Origin of the sequence: Halorussus ruber (genome assembly GCF_004765785.1) — an archaeon.
In the GTDB taxonomy this organism is placed as follows: domain Archaea; phylum Halobacteriota; class Halobacteria; order Halobacteriales; family Haladaptataceae; genus Halorussus; species Halorussus ruber.
In genome coordinates this window covers 404,380-420,369 of sequence record NZ_ML219768.1, presented here as the reverse complement: position 1 = coordinate 420,369, position 15,990 = coordinate 404,380, and the positions used below count along the sequence as shown (strand labels likewise).

The following is a 15,990-nucleotide window of genomic DNA, read 5'->3' as shown; positions in this document are numbered from 1 at the left end:
GTATCTCTGAATCCCATGCCGGGATAGGAGTAACGGCTGATTGGTACAGCCAGTAGCTGTCCAACGTGGCGGCTACAAACCGTAACCATCCCAATCCAGCGGTGCGGTGCCGTGGGAATCCTCGCCCTTCAGGGCGGGGAGGATGTCAAAGGGCGACTCGCAAAGAACAATATCCGATGTTCGACGACGCCAAGCGCCGAGCCAGACGCGTCGCGTTCCTCTTTCCGGCGGCGCTGGCCCGACTGGGCCTCCTCGACCGCGAGAAGGGCGAGGAGGCGTTCGACCTCGCGGTCCCCGTGATGGTGACCGGCGGGATGCGGACCCTGCTCCGGGCCGCGGACTTCTTCATGGTCGGGCGGGCGCTCGGCGACGAGGCGGTGGCCGCGCTCGAACTCGGTTTCCAGTACTTCTTCATTCCCTTCGGACTCTCGCTGGCGCTGACCAGCGGGACGATTAGCGTCGTCTCCAGATTCGAGGGGGCCGACGAGCGCGAGAAGGCCAACTTCGCCATCAAGCAGTCGCTCTGGCTCGCACTCTTGCTCGCGGTGCCCATCACGGCCGCGACGTGGGTCTACGCGGCCCCGATGATAGACGTGCTGACCGACGACCCCCGGACCATCGAACTCGGGGCGGTCTACCTCAAAATCATCATGCTCTCGGTCTCCTTCCGGTTCTGGAGCATGATCGCGGCCCGCGCGCTGGCCGGGGTCGGCGACACCCGGACCCCGATGTACGTCCGCCTGCTCACGCTCCCGACCAACATCTTTCTGAACGCTGTCCTCATCTTCGGGTTCGGCCCCTTCCCCGAGTTGGGCGTCGCGGGCGCGGCGTGGGGGACCTTCATCGCCAACGTCCTCGCGGCGACGCTGTTCACGGCCGCGCTCCTCTCCGGTCGGTACACGGTCCGACTCCCACTCGGGGGCAAGCAGTGGGACTGGTCGATTGCGGGCGAAATCGTCCGGGTGGGTGCGCCGCTGGCGGGAACCCGACTCTCTCGAACCCTCGGGCGATTCCCCTTCCTGCTGGTCCTCACCACGCTCGGCACGCCGGTCGTCGCGGCCTACGCCATCGGTCGGCGCATCATGTTGCTGGCGCTGATGCCAGCGTGGGGTTACTCGACGGCCTCCTCGACGCTGGTCGGCCAGTCTATCGGCGCGGGCGAGGACGACGAGGCGACCCAGTACGGGTGGCAGACCCTCCGCATCGCGCTGGTCACGCAACTGTTCATCGCGGTGGTGCTGTTCGCGGCGGCCCGGCCGCTGGCGACCGCCTTTGGCACCCAGCACGTGGACCTGACGGTCGAGTTCATCCGGGTGTTCGGCCTCGGGGTCGCGGCGTTCAGCGTCTCGCGGACGATGCGAGGAGGGCTCCGAGGAGCGGGCGACACGCGCTGGCCCCTCTACGGAACGTTCGCCGGGACCTACTTCTTCAAGCTCCCGGTGGCGCTCCTCGCGGTCGCGCCCGGCGTCGCCCTGTTCAGCCTCGGTGGCTGGACCTTCGCGCCGGGCCTCGGGTGGGGCCTGCTGGCGATTTACGTCTCGATTCTCGGTGACATGTACCTCCGCGCCGTCGTCAACACCTTCCGGTTCTGGACCGGCGAGTGGAAGCGCATCGCCCGCGAGTCCGACATCGGGGCCGGGACCGGCGCGGACTGATACTGGGGCCGGGACCGGCGCGGACTGATACTGGGGCCGGGACCGGCGCGGATTAAACCTGCCAATTTTAAACATTCGCGCCCGAAGCCACCACCATGAGCAAGGCAACCAAAATCGTGGTCGGAACGGTCGGCATCGTGGGAACTCTCGCAGTCGCACTCCTCTTCAACCTCTGGCTCGCCGCCTGATGTTCGAGGAACGCTCGCTGTCCGAGGAGGTCGAGGCGGTCCGCGAGAGCCACGCGCCAGAGGCAATCGTCCTCGATTCGGGGTCGGACTTCGAGACGCTGGCACCCGAGCGCGCCGAGGACCTCGGCCTGCTCGTCGAGTCGCTGGACCCCATCACCTACCCCGAGGAGTGGCTTCCCGACGACGCGCCCGAACTCCTCCGGCGGTTCGCCTCGACCGACTTCACGGTCGGGATGCCCGGCGACGGGAGCGTGGCGTGGACCCGCCAGACGGAGCCTCCGGTCGCGTTCGTCAAGCCCCGCGTGCAGGGGTCGCCCGACGAGTTCGTGGACTTCCTGATTGCGGAGGCGCTCGTGGAAATCGGGACGGACCTCCCCGAACACTTCCTCGGATTCTTCGAGGAGGCGTACGTCGAACTCGACGCCGCGCTTCCCTTCGACGCCGGAAGCGTCTATCAAATCGCGGCCGCGCTGTACGACGCCTACCTCGGACTCCACACGCGCGAGGTGTTCGCGTCGTGGGATGGCGAGTCGGAGGGTGCGGACTACCCCCGCCTCTTCGCGGCGTGGCAGGACGCTGGCGAGCGCATCGAACCTCGACTTGAAGGACTCCCCTCCTCGATGGCCCGCGAGGAGACCGACTTCGCCGACGCCGCCGAGTTCGCGTGCGCCGCGGTGAAACACGGCCTCGAACTCCCCGCGCCGTTCGCGGCGCTCGACACCGAGGCCTACCGAGACCACGGCCCGGCCTACGCGGTCAAGTGGGCCGAGAAGACCTTCGAGTGAGCGAAAAGGGGAGGCCACTAAAACACTCTGTGAGAACCTCTAGCACATATTTGGCGGCCTACAAAACGATTTTAGCCCTTCGTATCGAATCGACACGCGGTGGGTAGATGACCGAGTACTCCAACAATCGCGCCGATACGTCCGGGTGGGAAGAACAACTCTATCCCGACGCCGACGAGGAGGAAGACGGCGTCGACGAAGTGACGACCGAATGAGGTGCGGACCACGTTCGCCGCTACTTTTGCGCGGTCGCTGACGCAGGTTCTCTAACTCGCTCCCAGACGCATCCTCGCCAGCAACCCCTTCGTTTCGTCTGGAGATTCTGACACTCTCTACCTCGGCAGAAATCGCTATCCGAGACCGGCAACTTCCGCGAGTCGAGACTGTTCAGACAATCCGCTCGCCGTCGTCGTCGTAGACTCGGATGGCGTCCACCGGGCAGACCCGCGCGGCCATCTTCGCGTCGAACTCGGCGTCTGCCGGGATTTCGCGGACGAAGACGTCGGCGTCGTCGCCCTCTTTCGGCTCGGCGTCGAGAAGGTCGGCCTTCCCGTCGTCGCGGTTCTCCTCGAAGGCCTCCCACTCGGCGGTACACTGGAACATCCCGGTACAGGTGTCGCGGTCGAACTCGATTCGCATGGTTCGGGGTTGGGCGAGCGACCCCAAAGCAATGGCGGAGTTTCGGGCGACGGACTTTCGAGACACGGACTCTGAGATACGGACTCTCAGGCGACGTACGCTTCGAGCGCCTCGACGGTCGGGCCGAGGAACTCCGCGAAGTTCTCCTCGCGCTCGACGCCCGACTCCCATCCGTCCGCGAGCAGGTGGTCGCCGATTTCGTGGACGACGGCGGCGTCCGCGCCTCGGTACTCCGCGACCGCCAGTATCGCGGCGGTCTCCATGCAGAGCGAGACGACGCCTTCGTCTCTGTACTGTTCGATTTCCGGAATCGTCTCGCGGTACATCGCGCTCGTGGTCCACGTCGGACCGCGGTGGGTCTCGACTCCGGCCTCGGTCAGCGAGGAGTCCAGCGCATCGACCAGTTCGGGCGTCGTGCGGACCTCCTCGTCGGGCGGGAGATAGTGGTAGGAGACGCCTTCGTCCCGAATCGCGGTGGTCGGCAGGATAGCGTCGTTCGGCGGGATGGACTCCTGCAAGCAAGCGCCCCCGCCGAGGAGGCAGACGACTTCGGCCCCGGCCGCAATCAGGTTCTCGGTGACGGTCGCCGCCACGGGTGCGCCCATGCCGAAGTCGCCGATGAATCCGACCTCGTCGCTGATTCTGTGGACCGTCTGGCCTCGGACTACGTTTATCGATTCGTCCGCGCGCGCCGTGGCCTCCTCGTAGAGCGAGTCCTGAATGCCGAGGACGACCGCTGGCGGCACGTCGGGGAGTCCGTCACCCTGCTCGGCGACGGCCTCCTCGGGCGAGAGGAGCGCGTCGGCGTCGTACTTGTCGCCGAAGTTGGGGATTGTCATACTCGGAGGTGCTCAGTGGGTGGCAAAAGTTTTCTCGTGGTGTGGTTCTTGTTGTCGGGGTTTCGACTGTCGGTTTTCGGAATGATTCAGTGTCGAGAGGATTTGTAGAGTCTGTGCGGAAAAGAGCGGGAAGTGGTGGGGAGCTAGCTATCGCCGACTCCTCTGAGTCACCGCAACCGCGCCTCGTCCTCCCCAACCTCCTGCGTTGCTCGGTCTCCGTTTCACTCCGACCTGCGCTACTCGTCCCTCGCGCGACGATGGCGCGACACGAGGTCGCGCCAGCGCGCGCCGAGTCGGCCGGTCGGCCATCTCTAAGCAACCTCTATATCTGTTAAAGACACAAAAATTTATCCTTAGAAATTGTATGGTCTGTTCCGTCGTCTCAGCGCGAACTCCCGACTTCCACCCGAACCCACCCGCGGACGCGACCCGCCCGACCCGACAGTTTAAACCAGAGGACGCGCCAAAGACGGAGTAATGGCTACTTTCGTCTCACAATCGGGGGTGTGGTCGGCGTGACCGTCGAAATCGCCGACATCCCCGACCTCCCCGACGGCGTGCCCGAACACTTCCGCGAGCAGGGCATCGAGGAGCTGTACCCGCCCCAAGGCGAGGCCGTCGAGGCCGGAGTCGCCGAGGGCGAGTCCGTGGTCGCCAGCGTCCCGACCGCCAGCGGGAAGACGCTCATCGCCCAACTGGCGATGCTCACCAGCATCGCCCGCGGCGGCAAGGCCCTCTACATCGTCCCGCTCCGGGCGCTGGCCAGCGAGAAAAGGGCCGAGTTCGAGGAGTTCGAACAGTACGGCATCGACGTGGGCGTCTCGACCGGCAACTACGACAGCGACGGCGACTGGCTGGCCCAGAAGGACATCATCGTCGCCACCAGCGAGAAGGTGGACTCGCTGGTCCGCAACGGTGCCCAGTGGGTGGACGACCTGACCTGCGTGGTCGCCGACGAGGTCCACCTCGTGGACTCGAAGAACCGCGGTCCCACCCTCGAAGTCACCCTCGCCAAGCTCCGCAAGCTGAACGAGAACCTCCAGACGGTCGCGCTCTCGGCGACGGTCGGCAACGCCGACGAAATCGCAGATTGGCTCGACGCGACCCTCGTGGACTCGACGTGGCGACCCATCGACCTCCAAAAGGGCGTCCTCTACGGCCAAGCACTCCATCTAGACGACGGCTCGAAGAAGCAGATTTCGCGGGGCAACGAGAAGCCCACCGCCTCGCTGGTCGAGGACACCCTCACCGACGACGGCTCCTCGCTGGTGTTCGTCAACTCCCGGCGCAACGCCGAGGCCGCCGCCAGACGCCTCGGCGACGTGACCCGCGACTACCTGACCGGAGACGAGCGCGACCAACTCCGGGAAATCGCCCAAGACATCCGCGACGCCAGCGACACCCAGACCAGCGACGACCTCGCCGACGCCGTCGAGAAGGGGTCGGCCTTCCACCACGCTGGCCTCTCCAGCACCAGCCGCGAACTCGTGGAAGACGCCTTCCGCGACCGACTCGTCAAGGTCATCTCCGCCACGCCGACGCTCGCGGCGGGGGTCAACACGCCCTCCCGCCGGGTCATCGTCCGCGACTGGCGGCGCTACGACGGCGACGTCGGCGGCATGCAACCCCTCGACGTGCTGGAGGTCCACCAGATGTTCGGCCGCGCGGGCCGACCCGGGCTCGACCCCTACGGCGAGGCGGTCCTCCTCGCCAACAGCCACGACGAATTGGACGAACTGTTCGACCGCTACGTCTGGGCCGACCCCGAACCGGTTCGCTCCAAACTCGCGGCCGAACCCGCCTTGCGGACCCACATCCTCGCCACCGTGGCCTCCGGATTCGCCGACAGCGAGGACGAACTGGTCTCCTTCCTCGAACGCACCCTGTACGCGACCCAGACCGACGAGACCGGCCGACTGGAGACCGTGACCCAGAACGTCCTCGAATACCTCGAACGCAACGAGTTCCTCGAACGCGACGACGGCAACCTGCGCGCCACCGGTCTCGGCCACCGCGTCTCGCAACTCTACGTCGACCCGATGAGCGCCGCCGAAATCATCGACGGCTTGCGGGACGCCGACGACCGCCCGACCGCGCTCGGCCTCTACCACCTCGTCGCCCGCACCCCAGACATGTACGAACTCTACCTGCGCTCTGGCGACCGCGAGGAGTACACCGAACTCGCCTACGAGCGCGAAACCGAGTTCCTCGGGTCGATGCCCTCGGAGTTCGAGGACCACGCCTTCGAGGACTGGCTCTCGGCCCTCAAAACCGCCCGCCTGCTCGAAGACTGGACCTCGGAACTCGACGAGGACGAAATCGCCGAACGCTACGGCGTCGGGCCGGGCGACATCCGCGGCAAGGTCGAAACCGCCGAGTGGCTCCTCAACGCGGCCGAGCGCCTCGCCGGAGAACTCGACTTGGAGTGGGGACCGGCCATCCGCGAGGCCAAAAAGCGCGTCGAGTACGGTGTCCGCGAGGAGCTACTGGACCTCGCCGGGGTTCGCAACGTCGGCCGCAAGCGCGCTCGGCGACTCTACGAGGCCGGAATCGAGTCCCGAGCGGACCTCCGCGAGGCCGACAAGTCGGTCGTCCTCGGCGCGGTCCGCGGCCGCCGGAAGACCGCCGAGACTATCCTCGAAAACGTCGGCCGCAAGGACCCGAGCCTCGAAGGCGTCGAGGCCGACGGTGAGACCGCCACGGCCGACGCCAGCGCCGACGACGGCACCGGCCAGCAGAGCCTCGGTGATTTCGAATGAAACTCGCCGCCGGACGCGCCGACGTGACGGACCTCGACGCGTTCCTCGACAACATCGGCGACCTCGAAACCGAGTTCGACTGCGCGATTCAGGCGTTCGACGCCGACTACGTCCTCGGCGAGGCCCACCTCCGAACCGCCGTCGAGCGCGCCGACCGGGCGTTCGACCGCGGCGAGAACGTCGCCCGGGAGCGCGCCGTCGAAATCCTGCTCTACGCCGCGGGCCGCCGCCAAATCAACCGCGCGCTCCGAATGGGCGTCAGCGAGGGCGAGTCGGACGTGGTGTTCGTGGTCCACAGCCCCGAGGGCGACGACGATGCCGAGGAGGCCGCCGCGCGGGAAGTTCGGGACCTCCTCGCGCCCTCCTCTGCCGACCCGCTCACGGCCGACCGCATCGACCGCGAGGCCGTGATGGACTTCTTCGACGTGAGCGAGGCCGAACTGACCGCGACCGACGCGACTCTGGCGGACCTCGTTCGGGAGCGCGTGGCTCTGCTGGACGTAGAGAAGTAATCCAAAAGTGGAGTGGCCGACGTTTCGTCGTCCCAGCCGCGACTTTCCCGAGGAGTCAGGGAGCAGGGCTAGCCTACTGTGACTCCGTGCGGGTCGTCCGTCGATACGCGATGTAGAGCCCGATTAGCGCTGTTACCAACTCGACGACGGCTTTCGTCGTCTGTAGGGCTGTCGTCGCCTCGACTAAGACCACGGCTGGACAAGGCGTGGTCATCGTAATGTTACCGCCAGAGGCGGTGACGTTCATCAGAACACAGTCGTAGATAAGAAAGTGACTATTTAGACTAAATCGGTCTGGGGCTTTATTCCGGTCCGCCCTCGTCTCTCAGAGAGATGTTTCTCACGAGCTATTCCAGAAAAAGCATCAGTTGTGTGCGGTGACACAGCGATGCCACGCCTTGTCCAATGAGTCCTACCGTCTGGTAATTAATAGGCTTTCCCCTGCCGAGCAAGAGAGGAAAACTATCCGAACCAGCCAGCAGGATTACGGACGTCACGACCCTACCCAGAGACATGAGCGAAGAGCCAGACCCCGAGCGCGAACAGCGACACGCCAGCGAACGACAGCGCGAGCGAACCGAGCGCGTCGAGGACATGCTGGGCGAGGCCGGGAAGATGCTCGGCGAACACAAGTACCCCGCGACCAGCGAGGAGCTAGCCACCGAGTACGGCGACCAGCCACTCGACCTCCAGAACGAGACCGAGACCCTCGGGAGCGTCTTCGACCGCCTCGTGGACGAGCGATTCGAGTCCGCCGACGAGGCCCGGGAAGCGGTCTACGGCGAGATAAGCGGCGAAGCCGGTGGTCCCGAGGAGTACAACGACCAGCGCGACGTCGGCGAGTTAGACGAGCGCGCGACCGACGACGAGTCGGACGTGAACTCGGATTGATCGGTAGATTCTCGGCGAAGCGACCCGCGGCTCGCGCCCGGCGGAGTTCCAGTTGAAACGAAGGGGTTAAATGGCAAGACGGAACCGGGATTAACGAAGAGATATAAAAGGTCCCGTTTCCACCGACGACGCTACTCGGCGTTCGAAATCCGGTATTTTAATCATTGCGGTATCTGTCCGCGTCGGAGGGGGAGACGACTAGCGCGGCGAGGACGACGGGACAGTCGCTATCGCGGCGGGATTCGACGATAACACGGTCTGTAGCATTATCACTCGAATTTTCTTCGCGGGAGAATCGCTGACGACAATGAAACAGTTACAACAGTAATGGGGGCTTTAGTCAAGTGGGTGTTTCCGACTCTGTGTGGTGGTCTATCAGTTGGAATGCGTTGCGTGCGGAGAACTACGTATCGGTAGGAAGACCGAGGAGGAGATTCGACCGGTCCGAGAGGAGTGCCCCGAATGCGGCGCTACCGATTACGACGTTCCGGCCTGCGACTCTGAGGACTGACTACCGCGCGAAGACACATCACCACGTATTTCTTTTATATGCCCTTTTCAGGTAGGTGACGACGCCCGAGAATCGGACGACCGCTGGCCGCTCAGTACACGATAGCGAAGTATCTCTCGAAGCGAGACGACGTGAAAATCGAGGAGTAGTCCCACCAGGATTCGAACCTGGGTCGAAGCCCCCAGAAGGCTTCAGGATTGGCCACTACCCCATGGGACTCTGCACTTCTCGGTACTCGCCGGGGGAATGTAAGCGTTGCGCGTTGGACCGCGAGTGCTAACCGTTCGCACTCACCGGATTCGAAGTCGCGTCGATGGCCGCTCGGTTCGACGCTCGTGCATAAATCAACACCTACTTGCCCATCAAGTCCGCACGTTCGTGTATGTACGTCGGACGTTTCGTCGTCGTCGGACCGGAAATCGCGGCGTATCGCGTCTCGTCGCGGTCGTTCCCGAACCGCAAAATCGTCGAGCGCGACTCCGCGCTGACTGTCGCGCCGACCGAGGAGGCACCGGAGACGGACAACCCATACATCTCGTACAACGCCGTCCGGACGACTGGGGACGGAAGCGCCGCGGTCGTCGGCAACGGGTCGCACGTCGACCCCATCACCGAGAAACTCGAACTCGGTTACCCCGCGCGGGACGCCCTCGCCGAGAGCCTGCTGGCGCTCGACTACGAGAAGGACGACTACGACACGCCCCGAATCGCGGGCGTCCTCGGTGAAGATGCGTCCTACATCGGCACCGTGCGCAAGGACGCCCTGCTGGTCCGCGAGGTCACGGAACCGACCCTCGTGGCGACCTACGAGACGGACAGCCCCGAGGCGTTCGAGTTCGACGCGGAAACCGCCGAGGAGGCCGCCAGCGCCGCCTACGACCTCGACTTCGAACACGCGGTCTGCGCCGCGGGGGTCGCCCGCACCGACGCTGGCTTCGAGTTCGCAATCGAGAACGGAAACTGATTCTGCGCCGGTTTCCCCCGACTCCGGCCGGTTCCGGCCGAATTGTCGAATCGGGGAACCGGAATTAAGTCGCGGGCGTCCCAACTGTCGCCCATGCGAATCGGCGTTTGCTCTGACATCCACTCGAATCGGGTCGCGTTCGAGGCCGTCCTCGGAGACATGCCGGACGTGGACGCGCTGGTCTGCGCGGGCGACGTGGTCGGGTACAACCCGTGGCCCGCCGAGTGCGTCGAGATGGTCCGCGAGCGAGCGGTTCCGACCGTCATGGGCAACCACGACCGGGCGGTCGCCGAGGGGACGAACTTCCGATTCAACGCGATGGCGAAGGCGGGCGTCGACCACGCCAGCGAACGCCTCTCCGACGAGCAACGCGGTTGGCTCGCGGAGTTGCCGAACGCCCGCCGGGAGTTCGACGGTCGAGTCAAAATCGTCCACGGCCACCCCGACGACCCCGACCACTACACCATGCCCGAGGAGTTCTCGCCCGCGCTGCTGGGCGACGAGGACGTCCTCGTGATGGGCCACACTCACGTCCAGCACCACGAGGTCTACGACGAGGGCGTCGTCATGAACCCCGGGAGCGTCGGTCAACCCCGCGACGAAGACCCGCGCGCGGCCTACGCCCTCCTCGACTTGGACGACCACTCGGTCGAAGAGCGCCGCGTGGAGTACGACATCGACGCGGTGCAGGAGGCGGTCGCAGAAGCCGGACTCCCGAGTCGCATCGGCAGTCGGCTCGAGCAGGGTCGATAACAGATAATATTCTGTCTTTAAGCAGTATCTGGGTTTTCTAAACACGCATATTTAATCCTCTCGTCTGCTCGGTCCGGGCCGCTACTTCTGGACGACCACTATCTGGACGACCACTATCTGGACGACCACTAGTGTGCGACTCGTCGCCAAAGAAAAAGACCGATTCCTGCGGTCGAAATCGCGTTATGCGATTTCGTCGTACTGCTCGGAGAGCTTGTCGGCGGCCTCGCCGAGCTGCTCGCGCTCGAACTCGGTCAGGTCCCACTCGACGACTTCCTGAACGCCGCCCTCGCCGAGTTTGACGGGGACGCCGAGCGCCACGTCGTCGTGACCGTACTCGCCTTCGAGCTTGATGGACCCGGGCAGGACCTCGCCCGTGTCGCGGACGACCGCCTCGACCATGTGGCCGACGCCCGTGGCGGGACCCCACTCGGTCGCGCCCTTCTTCTCGATGACGTTCATCGCGCTGGTCTGGAGTTCTTCGAGGATCTCCTCTTTCTCGTCGTCGCTGAACTCGGGGTCCTTGCCGTTGGCGCGGACCTTCGAGAAGACCGGCACCTGCGCGTCGCCGTGTTCGCCGAGAATCGTCGCCTCGACGTTCTGGACCGGTTCGTCGAAGCGCTGGCTCAGGACGTAGCGGAACCGCGCAGAGTCGAGTCGGCCGCCGAAGCCGATGACCTTCTCCCGAGCGCGGTCACCGGTCTCGTAGAGGTGGCGGTTCAGCAGGTCCACCGGGTTCGAGGTCGTGATGGTCACGAAGTCCTCGTTGTACTCGGCGATGGACGAGCCGATATCCTCCATGATGGGCGCGTTGTCGCCCGCGAGGTCGATTCGGGTCTGCCCGGGCTGGCGCGGAATCCCGGCCGTGATGACGACCACGTCCGAACCCTCGGTCGCCTCGTAGCCACCCTGTCGGACCGTGGTGTTCGAGTCGTAGGCCGCGCCGTGGTTCACGTCGGCGGCCTGCCCGACGGTGTCCTCTTCCTTGTCCGGAATGTCCACGAGTACCAGTTCGTCCGCGATGTCCCGAAGCGCGATGTTGTACGCCGCCGCGGCCCCGACGGTGCCTGCCGCGCCGACCACGCTGATTTTCGTCATGACACCTAAAACGCCGCCCGCTACTCGGTTAAGCGCTTCGGAACCGCCGAAAAACGTCGCGTGGAGTCGTCAGACGACGTTTCGCTGTTCGACTATCGACGTACATCCGACGGTCTGTCGTCCTTCCCTCCTCACCTTCCCTCGCTGAAGGCCGGTCAGACAGGAGTTTTTTCGGCGGCGAACCCCTTTCGTCGGGTATGAGCAGCGACGATTCGGGTTTCGACAAGGAGGCCGAGCGCGAGAAACTGCGAGAGAAGTACGGCGACGACGAGGAGGACCGCGAGAACACCCGCCGGATGAGCGAACTCCTCTTGCAGGGCGCGACCATGACGGGCAAGCACTGCGACAACTGCGGTGACCCCATCTTCCGCTACGACGGCCAAGAGTTCTGTCCGACGTGCCAGCACGAGGCCCGCGAGCAAGCCCAAGGCCAGTCTGGCGAAGCCCAGAGCCAGCCAGATGCAGCTCAGAGCCAACCTGCCGAGGCGGAGGGTCAGTCTGTCGAGGCGGAGGGTCAGTCTGTCGAGCCAGCGGACCGAGAGGTCGAGACTCCACTCGACGCCGCGTCCGAGTCCGAAACCGACGACGAACCCCGCGTCGAAATCAACGACGTTCGGGTCGCCGACAAGCACGCCGACCGGTCGAGCGTGCGCCGACCGCCCTCACAGACCGACGACCGGCACGAATCGTCCGCGGACGATTCGCGTCGCCGCGTGCAGGTCCGCCCCGACCAGCAGGGTCGGTCTCGTCGCCACGACCACACCCACGACCACAACCACGTCTCGTCCGACCGACGTGGCCGCGATGCGGGCAAAGACACTCGGAACGTCGGCGACTCCAGTGACCTCGGTCCCGCCCGCGAGGCCCTCGTCCGCAAGCTGACTGACCTCGCGCGTACCGCCGAGGAGACCGACGACGTGGCTCGCTCGCGCGAACTCCTCGCGGCGACCCGCGAGGCCGCCGAAGCGCTGGCCGCGCTCGACCGAGCCAACCGTTAATCGCTCGACCGAGCCAACCGTTAATCGCTCGACCGGGCCAACCGTTAACACGCTGTCGGGCGTTTGGTCCGTATGGACGTTCTTGTTCCTATCGACGGCTCGGAGTGCAGTTTCCGCGCGCTCGACTTCGCCATCGAGTTCGTGCGTCGGTTCGAGGGGTCGCTCCACGTAGTTCACCTCTCGGACAGCGAGACCGACGCGACCGACCAGATTCTCGACCGCGCCCGGGAACGACTCCGAGAGGAGGGCGTCGCCGACGAACCCGAGGTCTCGACCGACGTGAACCTCGCGTTTCGACCGGCAGAGCGCGTCGGCAAGGACATCCTCGAACTCGTCTCCGAGCGCGGCTACGACCACGTCGTCATGGGACACCACGGCGACAGCGCTGTCGAGCGGGCGATTCTCGGGAGCGCGGCGCACACGGTCGTCAAAGAAGAGTCGGTGCCGGTGACTATAGTTCCGTAGTCTCGGCGGTTGAGGACTCGGATCGGGGCGGCAGGACGGCGGGTCCGGCGGCGGACTCGGCGCGCATCCGGGCGAACAGCAGGTCGAGGTCCGGAAGCTCTCGCTGTTCGTCGCGGGTCTCGTGCTGGGGTTCGCCGTAGAGCGTCTGCTCGTCGTAGCTCGTCTCGGTCTCGTGGCACGGCTCCCCGTACAGCACCCGCTCGTCGCTGGGTCCGCGGGTGTCGTGGCTCGACTCACCGTAGAGCGAATCGGCGCGTGCCCTGTCGTCGCTGGAAGGCTGTTGGAAGCTCATTTACTCGGTACCGAATCAAGACGCCTTAGGGGCTTAAGTCGTCCCGGCCGTTCTATCGAGTTTTGTCCGAAAACGCCGGATTAATCCGGCCCTATGCCGCCATAACCCGGAGTTCGCATGCGGGAGAACGGAGCGTCTCCGGAAGCGTCCGACCGGTAACAGCGGATTTTGGGAACCGTTCACATCTGTTCACGACCGAGTGGTACCACTAGGTTCAGATGGGTGTCGCTACCGGTCGTACTCGCTGCCGATAACCTCGCGGATTCGCTCGGCGGTGACTTCACCGACTCCTTGAACTTCCAAGAGGTCGTCCTCTCGGGCGGTCATGACTGCTTCTACTGTCCGGAACTCCTCCAGCAGGGAGCGGGCGGTCACCGGACCGATGTCGGCGATCGAGGAGACGACGTACTCCTGCTGTTCGGCTAAGGTCTTGCTCGCCTTCTCGCCGTGGACCGACACCTCGCGGTCGTCGGCCTCCTGTTCGCGGGTTGCGATGACCTCCAGCAGGTCGGCGGTGTCGTCCTCGCCGGTGGTCTGGAGGACGCTCGCGCCGAAATCGACCGCCAGCGACGAGAGCGCGCCCCGAATCGCGTTGGGGTGGACGTTGCGCTCCTCGTAGAGGCCCTCGCCCTCCAGAATCACGACCGGCCGGGCGTAGTGGCGGGTCGCGTCGCCCAACTGCTCGAACATCGAGCGGTCGCCGCCGGTCAGGGTGTCGAGGAAGTCGCCGACCGACTTGCGCTCGACCACGACGCGGTCGCTCAGCACGTAGTCGCCGACCGAGAGGGTCTCGAGGCGGGTCTCGATTCCCTCGCGGGTCGAGAGGTCCCGCGCGATGGTCGAGTCGAGTTCGCGCTGGTCGGCCACGATTTCGACCGCCTCGTCGTCGGGTTCGGCGGTGGCGACGACGCCCTCGTCGCCCCCCGTTTCCTCCTCGTTGCTCTCGCTACTCTCGTTTTCCGCGTCGAACTCCTGTAGTCCGGGTTCCACGTCGCGCCGCCCGTCGTCGCCCTCGCCGGGCGTCCCCGTGTCGAAGTCGCCGAGTTGTCGCTGAGAGTCGTCCAGTTCCTCCTCGACCTCGTCGGCGACGCCCTTGAGTTTCCGCATCTCCGCTTCCATCTCGTCCTCGCGGCGCTTGGAAATCCAGAAGTACGCCTCGTCTCGGGTGTCCTCCGCCAGCAGGACCGAGACCCGACCCTTGGCCTGTCGCCCGGTCCGGCCCTTGCGCTGGATGGACCGAATCGCGGTCGGGACGGGTTCGTAGAACAGCACGAGGTCCACCTCGGGCACGTCGAGTCCCTCCTCGGCGACCGAGGTCGAGACCAGCACCTCGAACTCGTTGGACTTGAAGCGGTCTAAGACCTCCTGCTGTTGGTTCTGGGTCATCCCGTCGCTTCCCTCCTTGTCGCCCTGCCCGACGAACCGCTGGGTGTCGAAGTGCTCGCCCAAGAACTCGGTCAGGGCCTCGGCGGTGTCCCGCGACTCGGTGAAGACGATGACGCGCTCGCCGTTCTCGATGCCGAGGGTCTCGGCGATTCGCATCCGGGCACGGGAGTATTTCGGGTGGAGACCGTCGTAGGACTCGGCTCTGCGCATCGCCTTCTGCACTTTGGGTTCGGAGACGAACCGCTGGCTCGCCTTCGACGCGCCCGAGGACTTGGCGGCGTTGCGCTGGCGCTCGAAGTACCGCCGGAGGGCCTCGACGCTCTGGGTCTCGACGTAGGTGACCGCGGTCCGGAGCTTCCGGATTTCGGCGAGGGCGGACATGCCCTGATAGCCCTCCGACTGGTCGTTGTCGATGAGTTGCTGGAGTTCCCCCCGCATCTTCTTGAGGTCCGTCTCCGAGAGATTCGCGCTGGTCTTGTTGGTGATACCGAGTTCCTTCAACTTCTCCAGTCGGTCCTCGACGACCTCGTTCAGCGCGTCCCGAATCTCCAGCACGTCGTCGGGGAGTTCGACGCGCTCCCACTCCACGTCGGTGTCGTGGGTGTACTCTTCCACGTCCGAGTCCTCCTCGGTCATGACCTCGACGTTGTCGATGCCGAGGTTCTCGCAGACTTCGAGGATTTCCTCCTCGTCGCCGCCGGGCGAGGCGCTCATCCCCGTCACGAGGGGATTCTGGGCGTCCTGATGGTACCGCTCGGCGATGTAGTTGTAGGCGTAGTCGCCGGTCGCGCGGTGGCACTCGTCGAAGGTGATGTGCGTCACGTCGCGCAGGTCGATTCGGCTTCCCACGAGGTCGTTCTCCACGACCTGCGGGGTTGCGATGACCACCGACGCGCTCTGCCAGAGTTCCGTGCGGTCGTCGGGCGAGACCTCGCCCGTGAACACGACGATCTCCTCGTCGGGAATATCGAGGGCTTCGCGGTAGAAGTCGGCGTGTTGCTGGACGAGCGGTTTCGTCGGCGCGAGGAGCAGGCTCTTGCCGCCCGCGTCGGCCAACCGCTCGGCAGTCACCAGCAGACTCACCGTGGTCTTGCCCAGTCCGGTCGGCAGACAGACCAGCGTGTGGCGGTCCTTCGCCGACCCCGCGAGTTGCAACTGGTACATCCGCCGCTCGATGAACTCCGGAACGAGGAGTTCGTGGTCCACGTACTGCTGGTCCCCGGTGGTCGCCATTCGTGGACAGGTTGGTCGGCTT

At 65.2% G+C, this 15,990-nt stretch carries 16 protein-coding genes and 1 tRNA gene; 10 read left to right on the top strand and 7 right to left on the bottom strand.

The features are described 5' to 3' along the window. Positions 1 to 176 precede the first annotated feature (176 nt). The 3 genes from EPL01_RS02110 (at position 177) to EPL01_RS02105 (ending at position 2,628) form a co-directional block, all read left to right on the top strand. Positions 177 to 1,655 carry an MATE family efflux transporter gene (locus EPL01_RS02110; RefSeq protein ID WP_135823600.1) on the top strand — a complete coding sequence of 493 codons (1,479 nt, stop codon included), beginning with the start codon at positions 177 to 179 and terminating at the stop codon, positions 1,653 to 1,655. A gap of 95 nt (positions 1,656 to 1,750) precedes the next feature. Beyond that, on the top strand, positions 1,751 to 1,843 hold the full coding sequence (locus EPL01_RS22710; protein WP_449272268.1) for a hypothetical protein: 93 nt from the start codon (positions 1,751 to 1,753) through the stop codon (positions 1,841 to 1,843). After that, a complete protein-coding gene (locus EPL01_RS02105; protein WP_135823599.1) occupies positions 1,843 to 2,628 on the top strand; it encodes a DUF7089 family protein in 786 nt (261 codons plus the stop codon). The genes EPL01_RS22710 and EPL01_RS02105 overlap by 1 nt, the downstream gene beginning before the upstream one ends. A gap of 387 nt (positions 2,629 to 3,015) precedes the next feature. Here EPL01_RS02105 and EPL01_RS02100 read toward each other — a convergent pair whose 3' ends face one another. Together EPL01_RS02100 and EPL01_RS02095 are read right to left on the bottom strand one after the other, a co-directional pair. After that, positions 3,016 to 3,267, bottom strand: a complete 252-nt coding sequence (locus tag EPL01_RS02100; protein ID WP_135823598.1) for a ferredoxin — start codon at positions 3,265 to 3,267, stop codon at positions 3,016 to 3,018. An 86-nt stretch (positions 3,268 to 3,353) separates the two neighbouring features. After that, a complete protein-coding gene (locus tag EPL01_RS02095; protein WP_135823597.1) occupies positions 3,354 to 4,106 on the bottom strand; it encodes a nucleoside phosphorylase in 753 nt (250 codons plus the stop codon). Between the two features lie 515 nt (positions 4,107 to 4,621). Between EPL01_RS02095 and EPL01_RS02090 the strand changes: the two genes are divergently transcribed. Both EPL01_RS02090 and cgi121 read left to right on the top strand, forming a co-directional pair. Next, positions 4,622 to 6,865, top strand: coding sequence for an ATP-dependent DNA helicase (locus EPL01_RS02090; protein WP_135823596.1), 2,244 nt, complete (start codon positions 4,622 to 4,624; stop codon positions 6,863 to 6,865). Next, complete coding sequence (gene cgi121, locus EPL01_RS02085) at positions 6,862 to 7,377, top strand: KEOPS complex subunit Cgi121 (protein WP_135823595.1); 516 nt, start codon at positions 6,862 to 6,864, stop codon at positions 7,375 to 7,377. The genes EPL01_RS02090 and cgi121 overlap by 4 nt, the downstream gene beginning before the upstream one ends. Before the next feature lie 73 nt (positions 7,378 to 7,450). Here cgi121 and EPL01_RS21365 read toward each other — a convergent pair whose 3' ends face one another. Continuing rightward, on the bottom strand, positions 7,451 to 7,624 hold the full coding sequence (locus tag EPL01_RS21365; RefSeq protein ID WP_168215781.1) for a hypothetical protein: 174 nt from the start codon (positions 7,622 to 7,624) through the stop codon (positions 7,451 to 7,453). A gap of 266 nt (positions 7,625 to 7,890) precedes the next feature. On the opposite strand from EPL01_RS21365, the gene EPL01_RS02080 reads away from it, so the two are divergent. Then, on the top strand, positions 7,891 to 8,268 hold the full coding sequence (locus tag EPL01_RS02080; RefSeq protein ID WP_135823594.1) for a DUF5789 family protein: 378 nt from the start codon (positions 7,891 to 7,893) through the stop codon (positions 8,266 to 8,268). Positions 8,269 to 8,925: 657 nt separating this feature from the next. Here EPL01_RS02080 and EPL01_RS02075 read toward each other — a convergent pair. Continuing rightward, positions 8,926 to 8,998 (bottom strand) — tRNA-Gln (locus EPL01_RS02075). 163 nt (positions 8,999 to 9,161) lie between these two features. Here EPL01_RS02075 and EPL01_RS02070 point away from each other — a divergent pair. Beyond that, positions 9,162 to 9,743, top strand: coding sequence for an IMP cyclohydrolase (locus EPL01_RS02070; protein WP_135823593.1), 582 nt, complete (start codon positions 9,162 to 9,164; stop codon positions 9,741 to 9,743). A 93-nt stretch (positions 9,744 to 9,836) separates the two neighbouring features. Beyond that, positions 9,837 to 10,496: a metallophosphoesterase family protein gene (locus tag EPL01_RS02065; RefSeq protein WP_135823592.1), complete on the top strand. Its 660-nt coding sequence runs from the start codon at positions 9,837 to 9,839 to the stop codon at positions 10,494 to 10,496. Positions 10,497 to 10,679: 183 nt separating this feature from the next. On the opposite strand, the gene mdh is transcribed toward EPL01_RS02065, so the two are convergent. Then, positions 10,680 to 11,594: a malate dehydrogenase gene (gene mdh, locus EPL01_RS02060; protein ID WP_135823591.1), complete on the bottom strand. Its 915-nt coding sequence runs from the start codon at positions 11,592 to 11,594 to the stop codon at positions 10,680 to 10,682. 197 nt (positions 11,595 to 11,791) lie between these two features. Here mdh and EPL01_RS02055 point away from each other — a divergent pair, with 197 nt between their 5' ends. Together EPL01_RS02055 and EPL01_RS02050 are read left to right on the top strand one after the other, a co-directional pair. Continuing rightward, positions 11,792 to 12,592: an Sjogren's syndrome/scleroderma autoantigen 1 family protein gene (locus EPL01_RS02055; RefSeq protein WP_135823590.1), complete on the top strand. Its 801-nt coding sequence runs from the start codon at positions 11,792 to 11,794 to the stop codon at positions 12,590 to 12,592. A 72-nt stretch (positions 12,593 to 12,664) separates the two neighbouring features. After that, a complete protein-coding gene (locus tag EPL01_RS02050; RefSeq protein WP_135823589.1) occupies positions 12,665 to 13,057 on the top strand; it encodes a universal stress protein in 393 nt (130 codons plus the stop codon). Here the strand turns inward: EPL01_RS02050 and EPL01_RS02045 are convergent. Beyond that, positions 13,044 to 13,349 carry a hypothetical protein gene (locus tag EPL01_RS02045; protein WP_135823588.1) on the bottom strand — a complete coding sequence of 102 codons (306 nt, stop codon included), beginning with the start codon at positions 13,347 to 13,349 and terminating at the stop codon, positions 13,044 to 13,046. The genes EPL01_RS02050 and EPL01_RS02045 overlap by 14 nt on opposite strands. 228 nt (positions 13,350 to 13,577) lie before the next feature. Continuing rightward, complete coding sequence (locus EPL01_RS02040) at positions 13,578 to 15,968, bottom strand: DEAD/DEAH box helicase (protein WP_135823587.1); 2,391 nt, start codon at positions 15,966 to 15,968, stop codon at positions 13,578 to 13,580. Between the last annotated feature and the right edge of the window lie 22 nt (positions 15,969 to 15,990).

Coding starts and splice junctions, on each gene's coding strand:
- EPL01_RS02110 (WP_135823600.1), top strand. CDS start 177: ATGTTCGACGACGCCAAGCGCCGAGCCAGACGCGTCGCGTTCCTCTTT.
- EPL01_RS22710 (WP_449272268.1), top strand. CDS start 1,751: ATGAGCAAGGCAACCAAAATCGTGGTCGGAACGGTCGGCATCGTGGGA.
- EPL01_RS02105 (WP_135823599.1), top strand. CDS start 1,843: ATGTTCGAGGAACGCTCGCTGTCCGAGGAGGTCGAGGCGGTCCGCGAG.
- EPL01_RS02100 (WP_135823598.1), bottom strand. CDS start 3,267: ATGCGAATCGAGTTCGACCGCGACACCTGTACCGGGATGTTCCAGTGT.
- EPL01_RS02095 (WP_135823597.1), bottom strand. CDS start 4,106: ATGACAATCCCCAACTTCGGCGACAAGTACGACGCCGACGCGCTCCTC.
- cgi121 (WP_135823595.1), top strand. CDS start 6,862: ATGAAACTCGCCGCCGGACGCGCCGACGTGACGGACCTCGACGCGTTC.
- EPL01_RS21365 (WP_168215781.1), bottom strand. CDS start 7,624: ATGAACGTCACCGCCTCTGGCGGTAACATTACGATGACCACGCCTTGT.
- EPL01_RS02080 (WP_135823594.1), top strand. CDS start 7,891: ATGAGCGAAGAGCCAGACCCCGAGCGCGAACAGCGACACGCCAGCGAA.
- EPL01_RS02070 (WP_135823593.1), top strand. CDS start 9,162: ATGTACGTCGGACGTTTCGTCGTCGTCGGACCGGAAATCGCGGCGTAT.
- EPL01_RS02065 (WP_135823592.1), top strand. CDS start 9,837: ATGCGAATCGGCGTTTGCTCTGACATCCACTCGAATCGGGTCGCGTTC.
- mdh (WP_135823591.1), bottom strand. CDS start 11,594: ATGACGAAAATCAGCGTGGTCGGCGCGGCAGGCACCGTCGGGGCCGCG.
- EPL01_RS02055 (WP_135823590.1), top strand. CDS start 11,792: ATGAGCAGCGACGATTCGGGTTTCGACAAGGAGGCCGAGCGCGAGAAA.
- EPL01_RS02050 (WP_135823589.1), top strand. CDS start 12,665: ATGGACGTTCTTGTTCCTATCGACGGCTCGGAGTGCAGTTTCCGCGCG.
- EPL01_RS02045 (WP_135823588.1), bottom strand. CDS start 13,349: ATGAGCTTCCAACAGCCTTCCAGCGACGACAGGGCACGCGCCGATTCG.
- EPL01_RS02040 (WP_135823587.1), bottom strand. CDS start 15,968: ATGGCGACCACCGGGGACCAGCAGTACGTGGACCACGAACTCCTCGTT.